This is a genomic window from Natronomonas moolapensis 8.8.11 (genome assembly GCF_000591055.1).
GTDB lineage: Archaea > Halobacteriota > Halobacteria > Halobacteriales > Haloarculaceae > Natronomonas > Natronomonas moolapensis.
The window spans coordinates 2,238,804-2,259,720 of sequence record NC_020388.1 but is presented as its reverse complement, the minus strand read 5'-3'; the positions used below and the strand labels follow the sequence as shown (position 1 = coordinate 2,259,720).

Here is a 20,917-nt window from a genome sequence, read left to right as displayed (position 1 = left end):
CCGTCACTCCGGTCGGAGTTGCCCCCAGACGACCTTCTCGATCACTTCGACGGTCATCGGCTCGGTGACCCGAATCCGACACGACAGCCGGGGGTACCCCCACCGCTTGGCCGCCGCGTCGTGGAGCCCCGCCGCCGGGATCGACCCGCCCTCGGCGCCCTCGACCCGGACGCCACAGGTGCCGCACAGTCCCCGGCCGCCGCAGTTGGCCACCCGCGAGACCGACCCGTACACCGCGACGCCGTGCGAGCGGAGAACGTCCCGGAGGATCGCTCCTCGCTCGGCCTCGATGGTCGTCTCCGCGCCGTCCTCGCGGACGGTGAGCGTGACCGACTCGTTCATACACCTGTTTCGGCCGCCGACCGTATAGCGGTACCGCGAATCGAAACCCATTTACCCGAACCGGCGGTACGAATCGGCGAGGGGACGTGGCCAAGCCAGGCATGGCGGCTGACTCCAGAGGCCACGCGCCCGGTGACGAGACTCCAGACTGATATACCGAGCGGGCGACTGATCATCGCGCCGCGTTGACGACCCTCTGGAGTTCCGAGGCGCACACCGGAGATATCAGTAGATCGGGGGTTCAAATCCCTCCGTCCCCACTATTCCACTTCGTTCGACAAAAACGCGACGCACAGCACCCTACTTCACGCCCGATTCGGGTCCGTCCCCCGCCAAACGATCACGATGCCGGGATCACCTCGCCGGGATTCGGAAGCTGTGTATGTCGAACAGGTTTTAAGTGCTGCCCGCGAACTACATCATACGACAGCCAAGGCGAACGGGCGAACCCAGCGGCCCGCTACTACGGACCATTCGTACCGCGACTTCAGCGGCCCCGACGGGACGTCCCTTATACCGGCTGTTCACGAAACCATGACACTACAAAGCTTATTCGACACTCCGGACGACGACCGGGCCGTATCGCCTGTTATCGGTGTGATTCTGATGGTCGCAATTACGGTTATTCTGGCGGCCGTGATCGGAACGTTCGTGTTGGGGCTCGGTGATAGCGTCGAGTCCGCACCGCAGGCGTCGTTTGATTTTGATCTCGATGAAGATAATAATGTGGTCGAGGTCACTCATCGAGGTGGTGACACTATCGATCTTAGTGATCTCGAATTCCGTGTCGGGGGGACTGATACGACCCTAGATGATTCGGCAAGTGGTAGTAGCGAAATCACCGGTGAGTTCCGTGCAGGCGACAACGGGTTCGTTAGTGTTGCTGATGAATCTGGATCAACAGTAGACATTGTGTACGTATCTGATGGCTCAGAGAACATCATAGGTAGCTACGAGATACCATCTGATGCAGATGTTAGCTCTTAAATAAAATAAATCATACTGACAAACACCGTTACTAAACTGTAACACAAAAATGAAAGAAATACTCAAAGAACCAACACAAAAACGAGCTGTTTCGCCCGTTATTGGTGTTATTCTGATGGTTGCCATAACAGTTATTTTGGCAGCCGTGATTGGAACATTCGTACTCGGGCTTGGTGATAGTGTAGAATCCGCACCACAGGCATCGTTTAATTTTGATGTTGGCCCAGACGACGATGCGGGTGGTGACGCACTCACCATCACGCACCGTGGTGGAGACAACATCAACGCTAATGACATTGAAATCCGGGTCGGTGGCGAGGATGTGGGAGATAAGGGAAGTGATGGTGGTTTCATAAATCCTAGCGGAAGTCTTACAGATAGTGTCTCTGGGGCACTCGGGTCCAGTGACGATACGCTCAATGCAGGGGAAGTGATTCGAATTGATCTCGGGGAATATACATCTGGTAGCAGTAACGATGGCGGGTCAAGTGTTAACATTATATTCATAAATGGCGATCAACAAGATATAATCGGCACGTTCACACTGCCCGAAACATTCGACGACGGTAGCTGATAGGTATATACTTACACGGAAACAAGTACCCTAAGCTCATTCTAGTCTGTTATTTTTTGTGCCCGAATCAAGAATCAATAGTTATGATTGACATCGCGTCCTGCAACAGGGTGACCTCATTAATCACCACATACTATCACCCGCATTTATATACGCTGTTCAAACCCGCATCACCCCGAAACCCAAACCGAATTACTCTCTGAGCCCCAATCCCCACCGATGGGTTCGTGTACGCTGTGCGATCTGTCGACGCCGTCGGAGCCGGTCACCGACCCCGACGTCGACGGCGAGTTCTGCTGTCGGGGCTGTCTGGAGGTGTATCGGACCCTCGGCGACGTCGACCCCGAGGAGGTCGACGCCGAGGCGCTCCGGGAGGAGACCGACGCGCCGGGGGGCGGAGGCGAGGCGATCCCCGACGACGTCGACAGCGAGACCGCCTACCTCTCGATCGACGGCCTGCACTGCTCGACGTGTGAGCTGTTCATCGAGTCCGCGGCGACCGACATCGAGGGCGTCTACGGCGCGGAGGCGAGCTACTCGACCGACATGGCGCGGGTGAGCTACGACCCCGAGACCTGCGACCGCGAGGCGCTCCCGGAGGCGTTGAGTCGGTTCGGCTACTACGCCTCCGAACCGGGCGCGGAGCCGGAGGGCTTTCTGGATCGGCTCTCGCTGGGAGAGTACCGCGCCGCCATCGCCGTGATCGTGATGATGCCCGTGATGGCGCCGTACTTTCTCTTCGTCTACCCGACCTACGTCGGGATCTACCCCCGGGATTTCCTCTACGGGTCGAACCTCTATTTCATGGTGTTCGTCCCGCTGTTCGTCTGGAGTTCGATTATCGTCGCCGGCGTCGGCTACCCCTTCTTCCGGGGGGCCTACGTGAGCCTGAAGGTCGGCCAGCCGAACATGGACGTGTTGATCGCCCTCGCCGTCGGCGCGGCGTATCTGTACTCGGCGGCGTCGCTGTTCCTCTTGGAGGGCCGGACGGTCTACTTCGACGTCGCGGTGATGATCCTGGCGGTCGTGACCGTCGGCGACCACGTCGAATCGCGGTTCAAGGAGCGCGCGCTCGGGTACTACTCCGAACTGGCCGAATCGCGGGTGACCCACGCCCGGCGGCTCCGCGATGACGGGTCGACGGAGCGAGCCCCGATCGAGTCGATCGCCCCCGGCGAGCGCGTGTTGGTGCGGCCGGGCGAGCGCGTCCCCGTCGACGGCGAGGTCGTAGACGGCACTGCGGCGGTCGACGAATCGGTCGTGACTGGCGAGTCGATCCCGGTGGCGAAGTCCCCCGGAGCCGGGGTCATCGGGGGGTCGATCGTCACCGACAACGCCCTCGTCGTCGCGGTCGGCGACGAGCGCACCAGCACGGTCGATCGGCTGATGGAGCTTCTGTGGTCGGTCCAGAGCACCGATTCGGGCGTCCAGCGGGTCGCCAACCGATTCGCGCTCGTGTTCGTCCCGGTCGTCGTGACGGTCGCCGTCGCGACGACGCTGGGGTGGCTCTGGCTCGGTCGCCCCCCGGGCGAGGCCGTCCTGATCGGCGTGTCGGTGCTCGTCGTCTCCTGTCCGTGTTCGCTGGGCATCGCGACGCCGCTGGCGCTCGCCGCCGGGTCGAATGCGGCCTCCGAATCGGGGCTGCTCGTCTTCGACGGCTCGGTCTTCGAGCGGGTCACAGACACCGACACCGTCGCCTTCGACAAGACCGGGACGCTGACGACGGGCGAGATGTCCGTCGTCGACGTCGTCGGCGCGGACCGGGAGGCGATCCTCGGACGCGCCGCGGCCGTCGAGGGGCGCTCGAACCACCCGATCGGCGGCGCGATACTCGAGGCCGCCCCCGAGCCGACCGCCGAGGTCTCGGGGTTCGAACGGAACCCCCGGAGCGTCGCGGCGACGGTCGACGGCGACGAGACGATGGTCGGCCACCCCGACGCCTTCGCGCGGGCGGGCTGGAGGGTTCCCGACGACCTCGCTGACGCCGTCGACTCGGCCCGGGCCGACGGCGCCCATCCCACGCTCGTCGGCTGGGACGGAGACGCGGCCGGCGTCGTCGTGCTCCGGGATACCACCCGGCCGGGCTGGCAGGAGGCGATCGGCGCCTTCGACGACGGGACCGACGTGGTCGTGATCACCGGTGACGACGAGCGCGCGGCCCGGCGCTTCGAGACCCACCCCGGCGTCGACGAGGTGTTCGCGGAAGTCCGCCCCGAGGCCAAACGCGAGTTGATCCGGCGGCTCCGGGCCGACGGCGCGGTGACGATGGTCGGCGACGGCACCAACGACGCCGCGGCGCTCGCGGGCGCCGACCTCGGGATCGCGATGTCTCACGGAACCGAGTTGACGATCGACGCCGCCGACGCCGTGGTCACGGACGACGACCTCTCGACCGTCCCGGCCTTCTTCGAGATCGCCGACCGCGTCCGACGCCGGATCCGCGAGAACCTCCTGTGGGCTGTCGGCTACAACCTCGTCGCGATCCCGCTCGCCGTTGCGGGGTTGATCAATCCCCTGATCGCGGCGGTGTTGATGGGCGTGAGCAGCCTCATCGTCGTCACGAACTCCAGACGGTCGCTGGTCTGAGCGGGCGGCGACGCAGCACGAGGCGGGACGGCGAAGCGGCGTGCAGCGTTCACCCGGAGCCGATCGCGTAGACGGTTCCGTCCACGTCCCCGAAGTAGAGCCACTCGTCGGTGACTGCCGGCCCCTCCTGGACGCCGGTGTCGGCCTCGAACCGCCAGACGGTCCCGCCGTCCCCCGGCAGGATGCAGAACACGTTCCCGCTCGTCGAGGCGGCGAAGGCGTGATCGCGGGTCGCCGCCGGACTGGCGACGACCGAATCCCCGGTTCGGAACCGCCACCGGCCGTTCGGGTCGCCGCCGTCGGTCCCGACCGCATAGAGGAAGCCGTCGCTCGACCCGACGAACGCCGTCCCCCCGGCGATGGCGGGGCTGCCCTGGATCTGTCCGTTGACATCGAACTGCCATCTCTGTTCACCGCCTTCGGCGTCGAGGGCGTAGAGGTCGCTATCTCTCGATCCAACGTACACCGTCCCGTCGACGACCGCCGGTCCCGCGCTGACGATGCCGCGAGTGCCGAACCGCCACCGCTCCTCGCCCGACACCGCTTCGAGCGCGTAGACGTTCAGGTCGCCCGAACCGACGTAGACCGTCCCGTCGACGACTGCCGGCGTGCTGAGCACCGACGCGCCGGTCCCGAACCGCCAGCGCCGCTCGCCGGAGTCGCGATCCACGGCGAACACGGCGCTGTTGACGCCGCCGACGTAGACGGCCTCCTCGGTGACCGTCGGGCTCGAACCGACTCGATCCCCGACGTCGAAGCGCCACGTCTCCGTCCCGTCGGCCCCGTCGATCGCGTACAGCCGCTCGTCGCCCGAGCCTACATAGACGGTTCCGTCGGCGACTGCGGGTGTCGTCGTCACAGGGCCGTCGGTTTCGAACGACCAGATCTCGGCGCCGACGTACGGATCGAGCGCGTACACCGAGCCGTCGGTGCTGCCAATATAAAGCGTGTCGCCGGCGACGGCGGGGCTCGCGGCGATCGAGCCGTCCGTTTCGAAGCGCCAGCGCTCGCCGATCTCGGTGTACGGCCCCGAAATACCGGGCGCGTAGCCGGTGTTGGCTGCGTCCCTGCCGAAGGTCGGCCACCCGCTGTCGAAGGACTCGCGCTCGGCGTCCGGGATCGGCGTCGGCTCCGGTTCGTCACCGCTATCACCGTCGACACAGCCCGCGAGGGCGACGCCAGCCGCGGCGATGACGGCCCGTCGGCACAGCCCGCGGCCCGGCACTCGGTCCATACCTGCGTCTCGGACGTTTCGGACAAGAACCACACGGAACGGACGCGCGAAGCCGCCGTCCCGGGCGTATTTATATCGTGGCGCGGCAGACCCCCTGTGACACGAGTCTCGGCGGTCGAAGGGATCGCGTACGGGTACCGAATGATGGCGTACTACCTCGTGGTTATCCTCGCCGGACAGGCGGCGCTCGGCGCAGGCGCGTGGCTGATCGGAACGGGCCTGGACACCGGGTTCGGCCGAGCGCCGGAGTGGGACCTCCTGGTCGCCGGTGTCGTCGCTGCGCTCTTCGGGCTGTTGACGGTCCTGGCCGGAGGGTTCGGCGCGGGGTACAAGTTGATCGCCGACGGCGTGGCCAGGGGCGAACGCGCGGCCCGATAGCGTCTCGACGCCGCGGATCCACCGATAGGTAGCTATTTTTTGCTGGCCGACGCTGATCGTGATATGTTCGTGTTGATCAATCTGAAAGCGTATCCCTGTGATCCGATCGACATTGCCTCGATCGCGGCCGAGGTCGCAGCGAACACCGGCGTCCGGATCGCGGTCGCGCCGCAGGCGGCCGATCTCGCTGCCGTCGCCGAAACTGGCGTGGAGACGTGGGCCCAACACGTTTCGTCGATCGAGCATGGCTCCCACACCGGATCGACGCTCGCCGAGGCCGCCTCGCGGGCGGGGGCCGAGGGCACACTTCTCAACCACTCCGAGCACCGCCTCCGGTTGGCGGATATCGACGGGAGCTTGCGGGCGGCCGAGCGGGCCGGGCTCGAGACGATCGTCTGTGCCAACAACCCCAAACAGATCGCCGCCGCTTCCCGCCTCGATCCGGACTCCGTCGCCGTCGAACCGCCCGAACTGATCGGGACCGGGACACCCGTCTCGAAGGCCGATCCGGACATCGTCACCGACTCCGTCGACGCGGCCTCCGGGACGCCCGTCCTCTGTGGGGCGGGCATCTCGACCGGGGAGGACCTCGTCGCCGCGTCTGATCTCGGCGCGGAGGGCGTTCTCCTCGCGTCCGGCGTCGCCAAAGCCGACGACCCTCGTACTGCGCTCGAATCACTGGTCGATCCGATCGCGTAGCGATCCGGCAGAATCGATCACCGACGAACGCGGGATCGATCCGCCGTGCGTTCGGATTCGCCGCCCCCCTCGTGGCCGCTTCCCTGCGTGTTCTCCGGGACGGAGCCTCCGACCCTCGGGTCCCCCGCTTCGACCGCCTCGACGACGTCGGCGACCGCCCCGTCGCTCGGCGTCGCTTCGGGGCAAACCGGGTCGGACAGCTCCGCTCGGACGAGCTCCGCGAGTGCGTAGTCGTACTGCCCACAGCCGACGTGAGCGATCAGGCCGCGCTGTCTGAGCCGTCGGTTCGCCGCGTAGGCCGGCCTCCGATCCCCCGATCCGCCCGCCGCCGCGTGGGCGTCGTCCGGCTCGATCGGGCCATCCTGACGGTACTGCCGCAACATTCCGGCGGTAACGTCGTCGAGAGCGTCGATCTCCGCCCGGAGCCGATCGGCGAGGGAGTCTCCAGAACTCGGGTCTACGTCCGGGTCCGCCTCGCCGTCGGACTCTCTTCGGTTCTCGTCTAAGCGATCGCTCACACTCCCGCCGGAGCCACCGGGGGCCGCCACAGTGTCCGTGCTCGAATCGACGGGGGCGTCCTGCGCCGTGTTCCCGGCTCCGTTCCCGTTCCGAACCCCGCTGTCGAACGGTCCGTCTCGGCCTTCGCTGTCGGTTGCGGTCGCATCTGCGTTCGCCCCGTCCTCGCGGCCCAGGTCCGTGTCGGTCGACGCGTCTGTACCGTCCGTATCGGTCGACGCGTCCGCATCGTCCGTATCGGTCGCCGTCCAGATCGCTTCCGCGCCATCGTTCCCCGTATCGCCCGCGTCGACCGGTTCGTCCGTTCTGTCCGCCTCGTCCGTCCCCTCAGCTGTGTCCGTCCCGTCTTCGCCCTCCTCGTGGGTCCCGGGGCCGTCTCCGTCCCGTTCGGCATCAGCGTCGGGGACCGGCGGCGACATCGGCTCCCGTTCGCCGTTTCGAACCGCCTCCAGTTCGGCCTCCAGTTCCGGGTCGCGGCGTATCGGTCCGTCGAGGGCCTCCTCGAGTTCGCTCTGTCGGCCCGGTGCGGCCGACAGCGGGCGACCGGTTACCTGCTCCATCATCGCTCGCGAGAACCGATCGGCCATCCGTTTCAAATCGCGCGCCTCTGCGAGTTGGCGCTCTAGATCGTGGATGCGCTCCTCGCGCTGTTGGAGTTCGCGCTCGAGTTCGTTCACCCGGTTTTCCCGGCGCTCGCGCTCGTCGGTGATCTCCTGGAGCTCGTCGACGAGGTCGCCGCTAACGCTTTTCAGCTCCGGACGCTCGAAGTCGTCAAGCCCCGGAGTCGCCCCGGCATCGAAGGTCTGCTTGCGCTCGAACTGGACGCGTCGGATCGGCTCGTTCCAGTCGGTCATCAGGAATCCCTCGCCGTCGGCCATGTCCTCTATCTCGTCGGCGTACTCGCTCCCGAGGATCCGGCTGACGACCTTCGTGTCGTTGTTCCACGTCAGGCGGTGCCAGACGAGCCAATCGCACTGGGTGATGAAGTCCTTCTTGACGTCGGCGGGCCGTTGGCTGATACCGACGATCCCGAGGCCGTGTTTGCGGCCCCGTTTTGAGATCTTTATCAACATCCGACCGCACTCGTCGATGCCGCCGCCCTCGGGGATGTACTCGTGTATCTCCTCGACAAGCATCAAGAACGGCTGCTTGCATTTTTTTCCCTTCGCGAAGAGATGCTTCGTCGTCTCCATCAGGAGGTCGCGGGCCTTCGATTCGTCCAAGAAGCTGGAGACGTCGAGGATGATCGGAACGCTCCCTTCGAGGGCGAGTTCGGCGATCTTTTCGGCGTGTTCCTCGTCGACCTGTAAGTCACACTCCTCGTCGCCGCCGACGTGGAGGATCTCGTACTCCTCTTTGAGGCCGTAGTACTCCCCGTCGATGTCGACCGCGAGCAGGCTGTAGCCGCGGTCGAGGAGTTTCTCGGCGACGACGCTCGCGGAATTCGACTTCCCTGACCCGGATTTCCCGGTCACGAACCCGCGCCCGGTCAACAGATCGACGATCGGCAACTCGACGTCGCTCCCACCTGTCTCCCTACCCCGCGTCTCGCCGACGGTGATCGTTTCCTCGCCCATCGTCGGAATCCAGACGCGCCGAGCGTATAGTTCTCCGTCAGACGGGTGTCGTGCAGCGCCGGTGCCGAGATCGCCAGACGGCACCGTGCAGCGCCGGTGCCGAGATCGTCTCTCCTGGATGCCACCGTTCGACGTCTGCTTCCCCGACCGGATGCGACCGTTCGACGCCCCCGTCGAACGAAGGTTTATGATCGATAACGGAAGCACCGACCGTGTGATCTGAGCGGCACCGGCGATCGGTCGAGGCCGTCGCGCGGGGCACCGACGCTGGAACGACGAACTGTCCCGCCTGCTCGCTATCGGCTCCGGACGACCCAGTGGTCCTCGTCCTGACGCTCGAGGACCGAGTGCTCGCGTAACTTCGCGATGTATCCCGTCGGCTGGCGGACGATGTCGTGTGTCGCGTCGACGCGGACGAGGTTGCCGATCAGCTGTGCCGACGGTGGTTTCTGTGCTGCACCGCAGTCGTAGACGGTGAGGAGTTCGTTCCCGTCGTCGGTTTCGTGGACGACGACGTGTGCGTGCTTCGAGAGACGCCACCGCCCCTCTTCGACCGTTGCGAGGTGGTTCATACCACGGCTCCGTCCCATGCCCTCAAAAGGCTGTCCGCCGGGTCACTCGAACCGAGAGAGTGTGACTTGCCCGCCTTCGACTCCTCGCCGACGGTCGAGTCCCGAATCGCCCCCGTCATCGTGGCTGTCCCACTCCGATATCGTCGCCTGTTCTCGGTCGTCGAAGGAGAGATTCGACAGCCGGACGCCGAGTTTCCGCACCGGCTCGTCCGCGAACTCCGAGAGCAACTCGAGGGCTGTTCGCTCGACCAGCTCCGGGTCGTCGACCGGCCCCGAAAGCGAACACGATCGGGTGTTCACGTCGAACGGCGGCGTGACGACCTTGATTCCGATCGTCCGATAGAGGGCGTTCTTTCCGCTGGCTCGGGTTGTGACCTCCGAGGCGAGGTCGCGGACCTTCGCCTTCTTTCGCTCCGGCGCCTCGGTCGCGTCGGTGAACGCCGATTCGCTCGAAAGGCTCTTCGGGTCGCCCTTCGGTTCGACCACCCGGTCGTCTTCGCCGCGGGCCTGTGCGTAGAGGTCTCGACCCCGTTCGCCGAACGCGTCGACGAAGACCGACTCCGGCCCCGAGGCGATATCGCCTGCGGTCTCGAAGCCCATCGATCGCAGTTCCGAGGCGGTGACCGGACCGACACCGTGGAGTTCCTCGACAGGGATCGGTCCGAGAAACGAGCGCACCGAATCCGGATCGACGACGACCAGCCCGTCGGGTTTTTCAGCGTCGGAGGCGAGTTTGGCGGTCGTCATATCGGGGGCGATCCCGACGGAAGCGACGACGCCCGCGTCGGCTTCGATCTCGCGTTTTAGCGAGCGGCCAAACGATCGCGCCGCCGCCCACTCGACATTGCCGAGATCGAGGTACGCCTCGTCGATCGAGACGTTTCGGACGGTCTCGGCCGCCGTCGACAGGACCGCCCGAACGTCCCCGCTGACGGCCTCGTAAAACGCCATGTCGACGGGCCGGTAGAAGCCGGAGGGATCGGCGGGGTCGTCGGCTTCACGCCGCGACAGCCGTTCGAGTGCCTCCGAGATCGCCATTGCTGATTCGACGCCGTGCTCGCGGGCCTCGTAGCTGGCCGTAGCGACGGCACCGTGTGTTTCTCCGGGTTCGTAGCCCATACCGACGACGACCGGTTCCCCCTCGAGCACGGGCTCTCGGAGCCGTTCACAGGCCGCATAGAAGCAGTCGACGTCGACGTGACAGACCACCTGCTCCGGCGACTCGACTCCCGGAAGCCGGCTCATAGACAGTGTTCCGGTCCCCGGATATATAAGCTTCCGAGAGCGTGGTGAAACTGGTCGTGTCCAGAACGGGCTGACGGCCTGGTTCGAATCGGTGCAGCCGACCCGACCCCGGATACTCCGTGCGTTCCGCGCGCCGTTTCGATCACGTCCGCTGATACAACGTTTATAAGAGAGCGAGCCCGACGACGCCAGTCAACCCGATCGAGCGGTGCCGCCAGCCGTCCCCGACGTTGGCGAGACAGGTCCCGTCGGCAGTCACGGCGTAGACTCCCCCGTCGTAGGCGACATCGACGACGGCTCCGGTGACAGGCAGATCGACCGGAGTCCAGGTCCCGTCCTCGTTCCGCTCATAGAGGGTGTCCTCGGTCGCCGCGTGGGCACGTTCGCCGTCGCTCGCGACGACCCGAAACGATCCCTCGAGAGCACGCATCCAGCCGTTCGCGAGGTAGTACAGTCCGTCGTCGGTGGCCGCCAACGGCGTCCCGGCCGCCGACACGTCGAGGACCTCATCGAGGCCCACGTGGGTCCCGTCCAGGCGGTGGACGCCGGACCCCGCCGCCACCATACCGCCGTCGATCGACCGGACGGCGTCGAGCTCCGAGAGCGTCCGCCAGCTCCCATCGTAGCGGGCGATCCGCTCGCCGTCGCTCGCGACGAGGCCATCCCGGCCGCCGAGCGCCACAGCGTCCCCGAATCCGGTCGCTTCGAGGTCGCCGTCGGTGCCGACGAGGACGTCTCGGGGCGTACCGACCGCAAACCGCCCGTCGACGGCCGCGACAGCGGTCGTCTGCCCGCGACGCTCGAGCGAGAACTCGCCGACGATGTCGTCGGAGATGGACACCCGCGCCAGGCCGACATCGGAGGCGACTGCGGCGGTCGTCACGCCGCCACCGCCGGCGTAGACGCGCTTTTCTGTGAGAGTGATGTCGTCGTCGCTCATGCGCACTGTTGTCGCTTCGCCGTCGAAAGCGTTTATATTTTCTCCGAGCGCCAAAGCGTCCGCCTGAACACGCACTCGCCCCACGACATCACGTCCGGATCGTCGCTGAAGATAGCCCCGACAAGGATGCCCCCCTCGTACCCGAACAGCCCGATCCCCGCCTCGTCGAACAGCACGACCGCGTACGGCAACTCGTCGGTGACGACACGAACCTCGAGGCCGTCGGCGTTCGCAGCGGCATCGAACCGGTCGTACCCGATCGAAGCCGGGGGATCGAACGTTGTGCTAGCGTCCGATATATGCTGTGGCGTGTAATCTAAAGTGTCCAGGTGTCCTCGGTTGACGTGCCCGTTGACGCGATAGCTCTCCATTCTGCCGTCTCGCTCGGGGGCTCCCCAGCCCCCGTTTCCGGACGAGGCTACCGTCCGCCGGAACCCATTTTATCGTCCCCGTCGGACGAAACAGGTATGGACGTATTCGGATCGAGCGGCGTTCGTGGCGTCGTCGGAGACGGGCTGACGCCGGCGTTCGTCGGCCGTATTGCCTCGGCGGCCGGTGAGACACTGGGCGCCGAGACAGTCGCGCTCGCTCGCGACACGCGGACGACCGGACGGATGCTCGCCGACGTTGCCGCCGGAACGCTCGCGTCCATCGGAGCCGACGTCGACCGACTCGGCGTTCTCCCCACGCCGGGCGTACAAGCGTACGCCGACCGCCACGGTGTACCCGCTGTGATGATCACGGCGAGTCACAACCCGCCGGCGTACAACGGCGTGAAACTGATCGGGGACGACGGCGTCGAGTTCCCGAAGCCGACGCTCGAACGGATCGAAGACCGGCTCTCCGAGGGAGACGAAGGGGGTGTCGGGTACGCGTCTGTCGGCCGAAGCCGGTCGGTCACGGACGCCGACGACGCGTACGTTCGGGAGCTGTTAGACACCCTCGAAGCCGAGGGCCGACGCGATCGGATCGCCGGCGCCGACCTCACGGTCGCGTTGGACCCCGGCCACGGCGCCGGCTGTCTCACCAGCCCCGGGTTCTTTCGGGAGTTGGGCTGTCGGGTCGTGACCGTCAACGCACAACCGGACGGTCACTTCCCCGGGCGGGACCCGGAGCCACTCGCCGCGAACCTCTCGGATCTGCGGCGCCTCGTCCGCGCGAGCGACGCCGACGTCGGGATCGCCCACGACGGCGACGCCGACCGCGCCATCTTCGTCGACGAGGAGGGACGCCACGTCGACGGCGAAGCCTCTTTCGCCGCGCTCGCGGCCGCGGAACTCGACGCGGGTGACGCCTTCGTCTCCGCGGTCAACGTCTCCCAACGGCTCGTCGACGTGGTCGAGACAGCCGGGGCGGAGGTGGCGTTGACGCCTATCGGGAGCACGCACCTCATCACACGGATCCGCGAACTCCGTTCATCGGGGCGGTCGGTCCCGATCGCCGGGGAAGGCAACGGAGGGGTGTTCTTCCCGGAGTTCCGGATCGCCCGCGACGGGGCCTACACCGCCGCGCGGGTTCTCGATTTACTCGTCGACCGGCCGGCGAGCGAGATCGCCGCCGACTACGGCGAGTACGTCACCCGCCGCCGAAACCTCGAGTACGGCGATCCCGAGGAGTGCGAGGCGATGCTGTCGGCGGCCGAATCGTACGCGCAGTGGGCCGACGCCGAACTGACGACCATCGACGGCTATCGGCTCGACTACGGCGACGGCTGGGTGCTCGTCCGGCCGAGCGGTACCGAACCGCTCGTCCGGCTGTACGCCGAGGCACGCCAGGACGACCGTGCCGAGGCGTTGCTCGAAGCGATCTACGAGGCGATAGCGAACGACGCGTAACGTTGCCCGGCCGCGCTGGCCTACCGGTCGCGTTCGCTACTCCGAGAGAAGGGCCTCGAGACGTTCGAGTTCCTCGCGGGCGGCCGAACACTCGGTTTCGAGTTCGCCGCGTTCGAGTTTCCGTCGCTGCTCGTCGGCCAGTTCCGCGTCGGCGCGGGCGGCCTCTCGAATGCGTTCGTACGCTTCGGCCCGCGTCAACTCGCGGATTTCGCGAAGCGTCGAGACGGCCGAATCGTCGGCGACCGTCCCGACGAGACCGAGCAGCTCCTCGATCCGAAAACGGAGCGTCCCGGCCGACTCGGGGGGCCAGCCGATCGACAACGGAGCCGCCGAGAGCCGCTCGAGGTACGCCCGGTTCGTCGCCACCCGGCGTTTCAGCAGGGCCGCGTCGTCGACGTAGTGTGAGAGCTTTGAGGTCGAGTAGTCGGCGAACTCGAGCAGCTCCGCGACGGAGTACTCCCCTGCCGCTCGCGTCCGGACGTACTCCAAGAGGTTCTCCGGCGGCGACTCGTAGTCGACGAAGGGAGTGTGGGCAGCCCGTTCGACGAACCCGAGAAACGCCGCCGCGGGGGCCTCCTGGCGGAACGTCCCGAACGCGTCCTCGATCGTGTCATCGTACGCCCGTATCGGCTCCTCGAGCCGCTCCGTCGGCGCGTCGAGGTCCGCCTCGCCGAGTTCGAGGAGTCCCTCGAGCGTCTCGATTCGCTCGCGGAGTTCCTCCCTCCGGCGCTCGGCGCGCCGTTCGGCCCCGCGGCGTTCCTCGAGCGCCGACTCGAGGTCCGCACGGAGGTCCGCATACTCCCTGGCCGGGGCCAGCGCCTCGCGGGCAGCGTCGAAATCGCCCGCCCGGAGGGACTTCGAGACGCCGCCGGTCGTCACGTGCTCGTCGGCTTCGAGGAACGCCTCGCGCTCGGGGACGTCGTCGGGGATCGACTCGAGGGTCTCCGCTAAGTCGTCTCTGAATTTGACGTACCCCTCGAAGTCGTCCCAGTCGGTGGCGCGCTCCTCCCAGCGCTCGAGGACCGTCTCGACCCCGCGGTAGGCGTCGGCGACAGTCTCCAGTTCCGAGCGATCCAGTCCCGTCGCGTCGAGGCGGGATCGGAGCGCCTCGAGGCGCCCCCTGGCGGCGACGAGGTCGTCCGCGGCCGTCGAGTCGGTCTCGTCTGTCATCGATCACTCGTACACCGCCTCGGGGTCGAAGACCTCCTCGCCGACGACCTCGCCGCCGATCGTCCGGTAGAAACAGCTCCGGTGCCCGGTGTGGCAGGCCCCGCCCTCCTGGTCGACGAGATAGAGGAGTGCGTCGCCGTCGCAGTCGACGCGGACCTCCTCGACGCGCTGGACGTGGCCACTGGTGCCGCCTTTGTGCCAGAGCTCCTCGCGGCTCCGCGAGTAGTAGTGGGCCTCCCCGGTCTCGCGGGTACGCTCGACGGCTTCGGGGGTGACGTAGGCCAACATCAACACTTCGCCCGACGACGCGTCCTGGGCGATCGCCGGCAGCAGTTCGTTCTCCGAGAAGGCGAGATCGACGCTCATGTCCGAACGGTCGTCGGTTCCCCGCATAGGCCTTTTGTTGCCCCCGACGGGGGTCGTCGGATCACGTATACCGCTCGCTGATTTGCATACCCTTTCAGTTCATTTATAAGTTCTCCCGCGGTGCGATGGCGCGCGCTCGGAGCCGTGCCCGAGGCGGGCGGCGAGCGAAGCGAGCCGACCCCCGAGGGCCGGCGCGAATCCAACGTGCGAGGGATGAGCAGCGCAGGAAGTGAGCACCGCGAACGACCGAGCAGCGCAGTCGGTTGGGGAGGCGTGTGGTCTGCGGACGCGGTTGCGGTGTCGGACGGGAGAGTGTCAGACGGTGCGGTCGTGGTGGGACGCGGACCTCAGCGGCCTCAGAGGCCGGCCCGGGGGAGGGCTTCGAAGGAGTGTGAGGCGGCGATCGATATATAAACCCGGAGACACACGGGAGATCGGATGGAGCCGCGACTGTTTATAAGTGGATCCGAAGGAAGGCCCCGGACGCTGGAATAGCAAACAGGCAGACCACCGGTGGCCGACAGACGCGCGTCTGACGAACGCTTATACTTCTGGGTACACGAATCACGACAATAATGGGCAACAAGAACAAGACGATCTCCTTTCGGGTGAACGAGGAGGCGTTCGAGACCCTCAGGGAGATCGCCGAGGAGCGCGACATCTCCCTGTCGGCCGTGTTCCGCGACTACGTGGACACCCTCGTTGCTCACGACGGGCAGGTCCGGGTCGTCCCGGAGCACGAACTCAAAGGCGGCAGCGCCTCCGAGACCGCTTCCGCCTCAGAAAGCTTCCCGCCGAAGGTCGAGGTGCCGAAGAGCTTCGTCCGCGAGCACGAACGCCTCGAGCTGGAGGCCGAACACCTCCGCGAACAGCTCGACGAGTACAAACAGTACGTCACGAAACTCAGCCAGCAGGTCGAAGAACAGGAGGCCGACGAGGTCATCCAACTTGAGGACCTCGACGGCGACGAGGGCGAGGAGGAGCCGTTCCGGCTGGGCTGAATCGGTTTCCCGGGGACGGGTTCGTCGCCCCGCTTCGGTCGTAGCTACCGCGAGAGCTGTCGCTTCCGCCGCCCGATCCGCTCTTCGGCGTCCGGGCGGCCGTCGACGTCCGCGAGCCGCTCGGCCGCCTCCAGCGTCCGGACGGCGTCGTCGAGAAAGGAGAGCACGTCGCCCGGATACGCGTACAACATGTAGTCGTCGCCCATCACGTCGACGACGGCGTCGGGACCGAGCCCCTGCGCGCGAAGCTCCAGGAGATACGAGACGAACTTCCGCTCGGGGCAGCCACAGTGGGGGTGGCCCTGGCAGTCACAGTCGAGGAAGTCCTCCGCGAACTCCAGTACCCGGTCTCGGGAGGCCTCGTCGAGTTTCGCGATGCCGTCGCCGGTGAAGAGAATATCGAGCGTCGCACCGGAGAAGGCGCTCTTCGGGAAGCTCGCGTCGAGTTGGGAGGCGAGCTGACGGTGGTTTTTGACGTAGATTTTGTCCGTGATCGCCACGAACGCCGGTAGTCGGTCGGGGGTAAAAAACCCACGGACGGTGGGTTCGAAAAGGTATCGAGGGTCGTGTGTTCCCGCGTTGCGGTTACACTTCAATCCGAAACGTATATAAATTGCAGTACACTACATACTAGTGCGTGTCCGGGTTGGGGTAGTGGCATCCTACAGCCCTGTGGCGGCTGTGAGGCGGATTCAATTTCCGCACCCGGACTGACAAATTCTTTACACGAACGCGACGTGGAAGACGGCCAGCGTACGCTCCAGCGAACATTTTCATACGATAGTCAGGGAACCGAGAGCATGCATCAGTGTCCGTCGTGCGGCGATTCGTTCGATACTCGGCGGGGCCTCGCCGTCCACCACAGCAGCGTCCACGGCGAGGTGTTGCCGAACAGAACGTGTGATCACTGCGAGACGGAATTTCACTCCCCGCACGAGAAACGGTACTGCTCGGAGGCGTGTCTCGTCGCTTCGGAGTCGTTCGAGGGCGAAAACAACCCGAATTGGAACGGGGGCAAAGAGACGACGGAGTGTGAGATCTGTTCGACGGAGTTCCAGTACTACCCGTCGGAAAAGGAGGGGCTGTACTGTAGTACGTGCGTCGAAAACGAGGCGTGGCGGTGCGACCGTAATATACGTGGCGAACGAAATCCACGGTGGGGCGGTGGGAAGCGAACCGTATCGTGCGATCGGTGCGGTCACGCCGTCGAACGCTATCCTAGTCGGTTGCGTTCCGAACACGTCTTCTGCTCCGCCGAGTGCCAACACGAGTGGCTCTCGGAGCGTTTCACCGGGGAGGGGCATCCGAACTGGAAGGGCGGTTCGAACCCGAACTACGGGCGGGGCTGGCGGCAGGCCAGACGACGCGCGCTCGAGCGCGACGGCCGCGAGTGCGTCCTCTGTGGGACGACGGCCGAGGAACTCGGTCGCAACCCCGACGTCCACCACATCGTGCCGGTTCGGGCGTTCGTTGAGACGCCCGTGACCGCCGAGTTCGACGCCCACTACCTCGACAACCTCGCCTGTCTGTGTCCGGCGTGTCACCGTAGCGCCGAGTTCGGAAACGTCGTCCCGGCGCGTCTCCGGGCGGCCACGCCCCCGGCGGCGACTTTTTGAGCGCAGCGACCGAATCGGCGGTATGAACGCGACCCTGTTGACGGTCGGCGACGAGCTCCTCGACGGCGATACGACGAACACGAACGCGAGGTGGCTCGCCGCGGAACTCGCCGAGCGCGGCGTGACCACGGAGCGCGTGTTGACCGTGCCCGACGAGACGGACGTCATCGCCGAAGCGACCCGACGCTACAGCGAGCGCTTCGACGCGGTCGTCGTAACCGGCGGCCTCGGAGGGACTCCAGACGACGTGACGATGGACAGCGTGGCGGCGGCGTTCGATCGGGAACTCGTCGAGAACGACCTCGCCCGGGCGGACGTCGAACGGCACCTCGAGGCGATCGCCGACGACTACCCCGAACTGAACGTCGACGTCGCGGCGGAGGCGGCGATCCCGGCAGGGTCGCGGCCGCTCCGCAATCCGGTCGGGTTGTCGCCGGGATGTGTCCTCGAGAACGTCTACGTGCTGCCGGGGATCCCTTCGGAGATGAAGGGGATGTTCGAGCGGGTCGCGGACGAATTCGACGGCGACGTCGACTCGCGGTACCTCTACACCGAGGAGCCGGAGGCGAGTCTCATCGAGCGTCTCAACGAGGTCCGCGAGCGTTTTGGGGTTCGGGTGGGCTGCTACCCCGACCGGGAGGCGGGGCACAACCGCCTCAAGATCAGCGACAGCGACGGCGAGGCGCTGGCGGCGGCCGAGGCGTGGCTTCGCGACCGGGTCGTCCTCTCGGGGTGAGCGGTCGGTGGCGGGCCGGCGGGAGAGACACCTCCAAGTCGCCGGGGCCCGTGGTTTGCGATATGTCCGAGCCAGCGGAGCAACGAGCGCAGGCGGAGCCGACGATCAAGCGCGCAGCGTCGATCGAGCAACGCGCCGTCGACGCCGGAGAGGGCCTCTCGAAGAGCGTCCTCGTCGGCCCCGACGACGGCGCGCCGAACCTCGCGATCCGCCGCTTCGAGCTGGAACCGGGGGCGTCGGTGCCGAAACACACCAACGAACTCGAACACGAACAGTACGTCCTCGAGGGCGAGTACGTCGTCGGGATTGACGACGAGGAACACACCGTCGCGGCCGGCGACTCGCTTTTCATTCCCGCCGGGACGGTCCACTGGTACCGAAACGACCGCGACGCCCCCGGCGCGTTCATTTGTGCGGTCCCCAACGGCGACGACACGATCGAACTGTTGGAGTGACGGCGGATGCGGGATCGACGGATCGATCCGAGCGACAAAGTATAACCTGCCCGCCGCGAAACGACGCGATCAACATGGTTTCAGTCCCGATCCAGGGCGGAACCCGTTCGGCGCGCCGACGGGGCAGGTGGCGGCCGACAGCCGTCGGTGGGCGGCCGCCGCTACCTCGCCGAATCGGTGACGATACAGCCTCCCGCACCCCTCAAACACCCTCCACACCGCATGATCGGTAGGTATTTGCTCGCCGTATCGACGCCGGACCTCCTGTCGTTGTTGGTGGTCGGCTCGTTGCTCCCCGCGTTCGGGTCGATTTCACTCGCCGCGTACCTGCGCCGGCATCGGGGCAAGCCGGGCGCGAACTGGTTTATGGTTTCTCTCGTGGCGGTCGCGCTGTTCTGTGGGTTCTACGGGGGGTCGCTTCTGGTGTTCGATCCCGGCGTCCGGGCGACGCTGGAACTGTTCACGTTCGTGAGCGTCTGCTGTATCGGGCCGCCGTTTCTCGCGTTCGGGCTCGAGTACACCGGTAGATCGGGGGTCGTCCGGAACCCGCTGTACGGTGTGGTGGTCGCCGTCCCGGTGCTAACGCTTCTGTTGGCGGCGACGAACGGGCGATACGGGCTCCTCTGGACGGGGTTTCGCCTCGATCCGACGTTCGGGGCGGCGACGGTTCGCTACGCCGTCGGGCCGTGGGGGCTCTTCGCCGCGCTCTTTAGTCTTGGAACCGCGGGGATCGGGACGTTGTTACTCGTCGGTACGATCCTGAACTACGGCCCGTTGTACCGACGGGAGGCGACGGCCGTCGTCCTCAGCACGGTACCGCCGTCCGTCGGGGGGCTCGTGTGGCTGTTCGAACTCGGCCCGGTCCCGCAATTGAACCTTACGCCGGTTTTGATACTCCCGCACGTCGCGCTGGACGCGTACGCGTTCGTCGGGACCCACATGTTCGAAACGAACCCGGCGACACAGCGGGCCGCCGAGCGGAGCGCACTCGACGACCTCAACGATCCCCTCCTGATCGTCGATCCGAACGAACAGGTGGTAAACCTCAACGAACGCGCCGGCCAGTTGTTCGGCGTGTCGGCGACCGAGTCGCTCCCGATCGCGCTTGCGGAACTCATCGGTAGCGATCTCGATACAGTCCGGACGGAGGGCGAACTCGAACTCCCCGGGCGTGCCGGCGGGACGTTCGCGGCGTCGTACACGTCGCTTGACGATACGCGCGACGATCCCGTCGGAGGAACGCTCGTCCTATACGACATCACCGAGGAGCGACAGCGCGAACAGCAACTCGCCGTCCTCAACCGGGTGCTCAGGCACAACCTCCGCAACGAGATGACGGTGATCCGGGGGCACGCCGACGCGATCGAGTCCGGAGTGGACGACGAAGGGGTGGCGGCACAGGCCGGAGCGATCGTCGAGGCCGGCGACCGCCTGCTCTCGATCGGCGAGAAGGTCCGGGCGTTCGATCAGATACAGGAGGGAGAGCAGCGGCGGCGAAGCGTTCCCGTCGCCGAACTGCTCGACAGCGTCGAAGGCGACGTCCACGCGGCGTATCCGGATGCAGTGTTGGAGCGTACTCTCGAACCGCCGGCCGTCGGGGTCCAGACCGATCCCGAACTCCTCGAATTGATACTATCGAACCTCGTCGAGAACGCGGCCGAACACGCGGAGACGTCGGGGCCGACCGTCGAAATCCACGTCAGGGCGGCGGACGATGGCCGGACGGTCTTCGAGGTCCGGGACAGGAACCCGCCGATCCCGGAGATCGAAACCGCCTCGCTGGCCGCGGGCGACGAAACGCCGCTTCAGCACGGACGGGGAATCGGCCTGTGGATTGTCAACTGGTGTGTGACCGCGCTGAACGGTGAGGTCAGGTTCGACTACAACGATGGGAACGTCGTCACCGTCGTTCTCCCGGATAGCGGTAGCGCCTGAGCCGGGGAAATCGGGTGTCCGGGTGCTCCTCGATGGGAAAATCGACGCCGATACGTTCGGCTATCAGTTACCGTGGATAGAGACCTTCTCGGGGCAGTATCGTCGGCGTGTGGGGCAGTGCGTCTCCGGATCGTTCGGTTCGAAATTCGTAAT

At 66.0% G+C, this 20,917-nt stretch carries 21 protein-coding genes and 1 tRNA gene; 12 read left to right on the top strand and 10 right to left on the bottom strand.

All coding sequences use genetic code 11. The annotated features are described in order from the left end of the window. Positions 1 to 3 precede the first annotated feature (3 nt). Positions 4 to 342, bottom strand: coding sequence for a 2Fe-2S iron-sulfur cluster binding domain-containing protein (locus NMLP_RS10885; RefSeq protein WP_015410168.1), 339 nt, complete (start codon positions 340 to 342; stop codon positions 4 to 6). An 80-nt stretch (positions 343 to 422) separates the two neighbouring features. Between NMLP_RS10885 and NMLP_RS10880 the strand changes: the two genes are divergently transcribed. From NMLP_RS10880 to NMLP_RS10870, 4 genes are all read left to right on the top strand, one after another. Then, positions 423 to 602 (top strand) — tRNA-Trp (locus NMLP_RS10880). A gap of 274 nt (positions 603 to 876) precedes the next feature. Then, positions 877 to 1,329, top strand: a complete 453-nt coding sequence (locus tag NMLP_RS14570; RefSeq protein ID WP_015410167.1) for a type IV pilin — start codon at positions 877 to 879, stop codon at positions 1,327 to 1,329. Positions 1,330 to 1,378: 49 nt separating this feature from the next. Then, positions 1,379 to 1,903: a type IV pilin gene (locus tag NMLP_RS14565; RefSeq protein WP_076982718.1), complete on the top strand. Its 525-nt coding sequence runs from the start codon at positions 1,379 to 1,381 to the stop codon at positions 1,901 to 1,903. A gap of 219 nt (positions 1,904 to 2,122) precedes the next feature. Beyond that, positions 2,123 to 4,489: a heavy metal translocating P-type ATPase gene (locus tag NMLP_RS10870; RefSeq protein ID WP_015410166.1), complete on the top strand. Its 2,367-nt coding sequence runs from the start codon at positions 2,123 to 2,125 to the stop codon at positions 4,487 to 4,489. A gap of 49 nt (positions 4,490 to 4,538) precedes the next feature. Here NMLP_RS10870 and NMLP_RS10865 read toward each other — a convergent pair whose 3' ends face one another. Next, positions 4,539 to 5,723 (bottom strand): outer membrane protein assembly factor BamB family protein, encoded by a 1,185-nt coding sequence (locus NMLP_RS10865; RefSeq protein WP_015410165.1) that lies wholly within the window; start codon positions 5,721 to 5,723, stop codon positions 4,539 to 4,541. 96 nt (positions 5,724 to 5,819) lie between these two features. Here NMLP_RS10865 and NMLP_RS10860 point away from each other — a divergent pair, with 96 nt between their 5' ends. After that, positions 5,820 to 6,101: a hypothetical protein gene (locus tag NMLP_RS10860; protein WP_015410164.1), complete on the top strand. Its 282-nt coding sequence runs from the start codon at positions 5,820 to 5,822 to the stop codon at positions 6,099 to 6,101. Positions 6,102 to 6,164: 63 nt separating this feature from the next. Continuing rightward, entirely contained in the window at positions 6,165 to 6,800 is a 636-nt protein-coding gene (gene tpiA / locus NMLP_RS10855; RefSeq protein ID WP_015410163.1) for a triose-phosphate isomerase, read from the top strand. 17 nt (positions 6,801 to 6,817) lie between these two features. Here the strand turns inward: tpiA and NMLP_RS14560 are convergent, their stop codons facing one another. From NMLP_RS14560 to NMLP_RS10830, 5 genes are all read right to left on the bottom strand, one after another. Further along, complete coding sequence (locus NMLP_RS14560) at positions 6,818 to 8,893, bottom strand: helicase HerA domain-containing protein (RefSeq protein WP_015410162.1); 2,076 nt, start codon at positions 8,891 to 8,893, stop codon at positions 6,818 to 6,820. 296 nt (positions 8,894 to 9,189) lie between these two features. Next, positions 9,190 to 9,465 (bottom strand): hypothetical protein, encoded by a 276-nt coding sequence (locus NMLP_RS10845; RefSeq protein WP_049926472.1) that lies wholly within the window; start codon positions 9,463 to 9,465, stop codon positions 9,190 to 9,192. Between the two features lie 42 nt (positions 9,466 to 9,507). Then, the gene (dinB, locus tag NMLP_RS10840) at positions 9,508 to 10,710 is read right to left on the bottom strand and encodes a DNA polymerase IV (protein ID WP_015410161.1); all 1,203 of its coding nucleotides are present in this window, start codon (positions 10,708 to 10,710) and stop codon (positions 9,508 to 9,510) included. Between the two features lie 163 nt (positions 10,711 to 10,873). Then, entirely contained in the window at positions 10,874 to 11,650 is a 777-nt protein-coding gene (locus tag NMLP_RS10835; RefSeq protein ID WP_015410160.1) for an HVO_0234 family beta-propeller protein, read from the bottom strand. Positions 11,651 to 11,682: 32 nt separating this feature from the next. Then, entirely contained in the window at positions 11,683 to 12,021 is a 339-nt protein-coding gene (locus tag NMLP_RS10830; RefSeq protein ID WP_015410159.1) for a transcriptional regulator FilR1 domain-containing protein, read from the bottom strand. Between the two features lie 96 nt (positions 12,022 to 12,117). On the opposite strand from NMLP_RS10830, the gene glmM reads away from it, so the two are divergent. Further along, positions 12,118 to 13,485, top strand: a complete 1,368-nt coding sequence (gene glmM, locus NMLP_RS10825; RefSeq protein WP_015410158.1) for a phosphoglucosamine mutase — start codon at positions 12,118 to 12,120, stop codon at positions 13,483 to 13,485. 36 nt (positions 13,486 to 13,521) lie between these two features. Here the strand turns inward: glmM and NMLP_RS10820 are convergent, their stop codons facing one another. Next, positions 13,522 to 14,655: a DUF7118 family protein gene (locus tag NMLP_RS10820; RefSeq protein ID WP_015410157.1), complete on the bottom strand. Its 1,134-nt coding sequence runs from the start codon at positions 14,653 to 14,655 to the stop codon at positions 13,522 to 13,524. A gap of 3 nt (positions 14,656 to 14,658) precedes the next feature. Then, complete coding sequence (gene hisI / locus NMLP_RS10815; protein WP_015410156.1) at positions 14,659 to 15,021, bottom strand: phosphoribosyl-AMP cyclohydrolase; 363 nt, start codon at positions 15,019 to 15,021, stop codon at positions 14,659 to 14,661. A 575-nt stretch (positions 15,022 to 15,596) separates the two neighbouring features. Here hisI and NMLP_RS10810 point away from each other — a divergent pair. Next, entirely contained in the window at positions 15,597 to 16,022 is a 426-nt protein-coding gene (locus tag NMLP_RS10810) for a ribbon-helix-helix protein, CopG family (RefSeq protein ID WP_015410155.1), read from the top strand. A gap of 44 nt (positions 16,023 to 16,066) precedes the next feature. On the opposite strand, the gene NMLP_RS10805 is transcribed toward NMLP_RS10810, so the two are convergent. Next, complete coding sequence (locus tag NMLP_RS10805) at positions 16,067 to 16,522, bottom strand: DUF5814 domain-containing protein (RefSeq protein WP_015410154.1); 456 nt, start codon at positions 16,520 to 16,522, stop codon at positions 16,067 to 16,069. 300 nt (positions 16,523 to 16,822) lie between these two features. On the opposite strand from NMLP_RS10805, the gene NMLP_RS10800 reads away from it, so the two are divergent. From NMLP_RS10800 to NMLP_RS10785, 4 genes are all read left to right on the top strand, one after another. Beyond that, positions 16,823 to 17,638, top strand: a complete 816-nt coding sequence (locus tag NMLP_RS10800; RefSeq protein WP_015410153.1) for an HNH endonuclease — start codon at positions 16,823 to 16,825, stop codon at positions 17,636 to 17,638. 22 nt (positions 17,639 to 17,660) lie between these two features. Continuing rightward, complete coding sequence (locus NMLP_RS10795) at positions 17,661 to 18,374, top strand: competence/damage-inducible protein A (RefSeq protein ID WP_015410152.1); 714 nt, start codon at positions 17,661 to 17,663, stop codon at positions 18,372 to 18,374. Between the two features lie 62 nt (positions 18,375 to 18,436). Further along, complete coding sequence (locus tag NMLP_RS10790) at positions 18,437 to 18,829, top strand: cupin domain-containing protein (protein ID WP_015410151.1); 393 nt, start codon at positions 18,437 to 18,439, stop codon at positions 18,827 to 18,829. Between the two features lie 222 nt (positions 18,830 to 19,051). Further along, positions 19,052 to 20,764, top strand: a complete 1,713-nt coding sequence (locus NMLP_RS10785) for a histidine kinase N-terminal 7TM domain-containing protein (protein WP_015410150.1) — start codon at positions 19,052 to 19,054, stop codon at positions 20,762 to 20,764. Positions 20,765 to 20,917 lie beyond the last annotated feature (153 nt).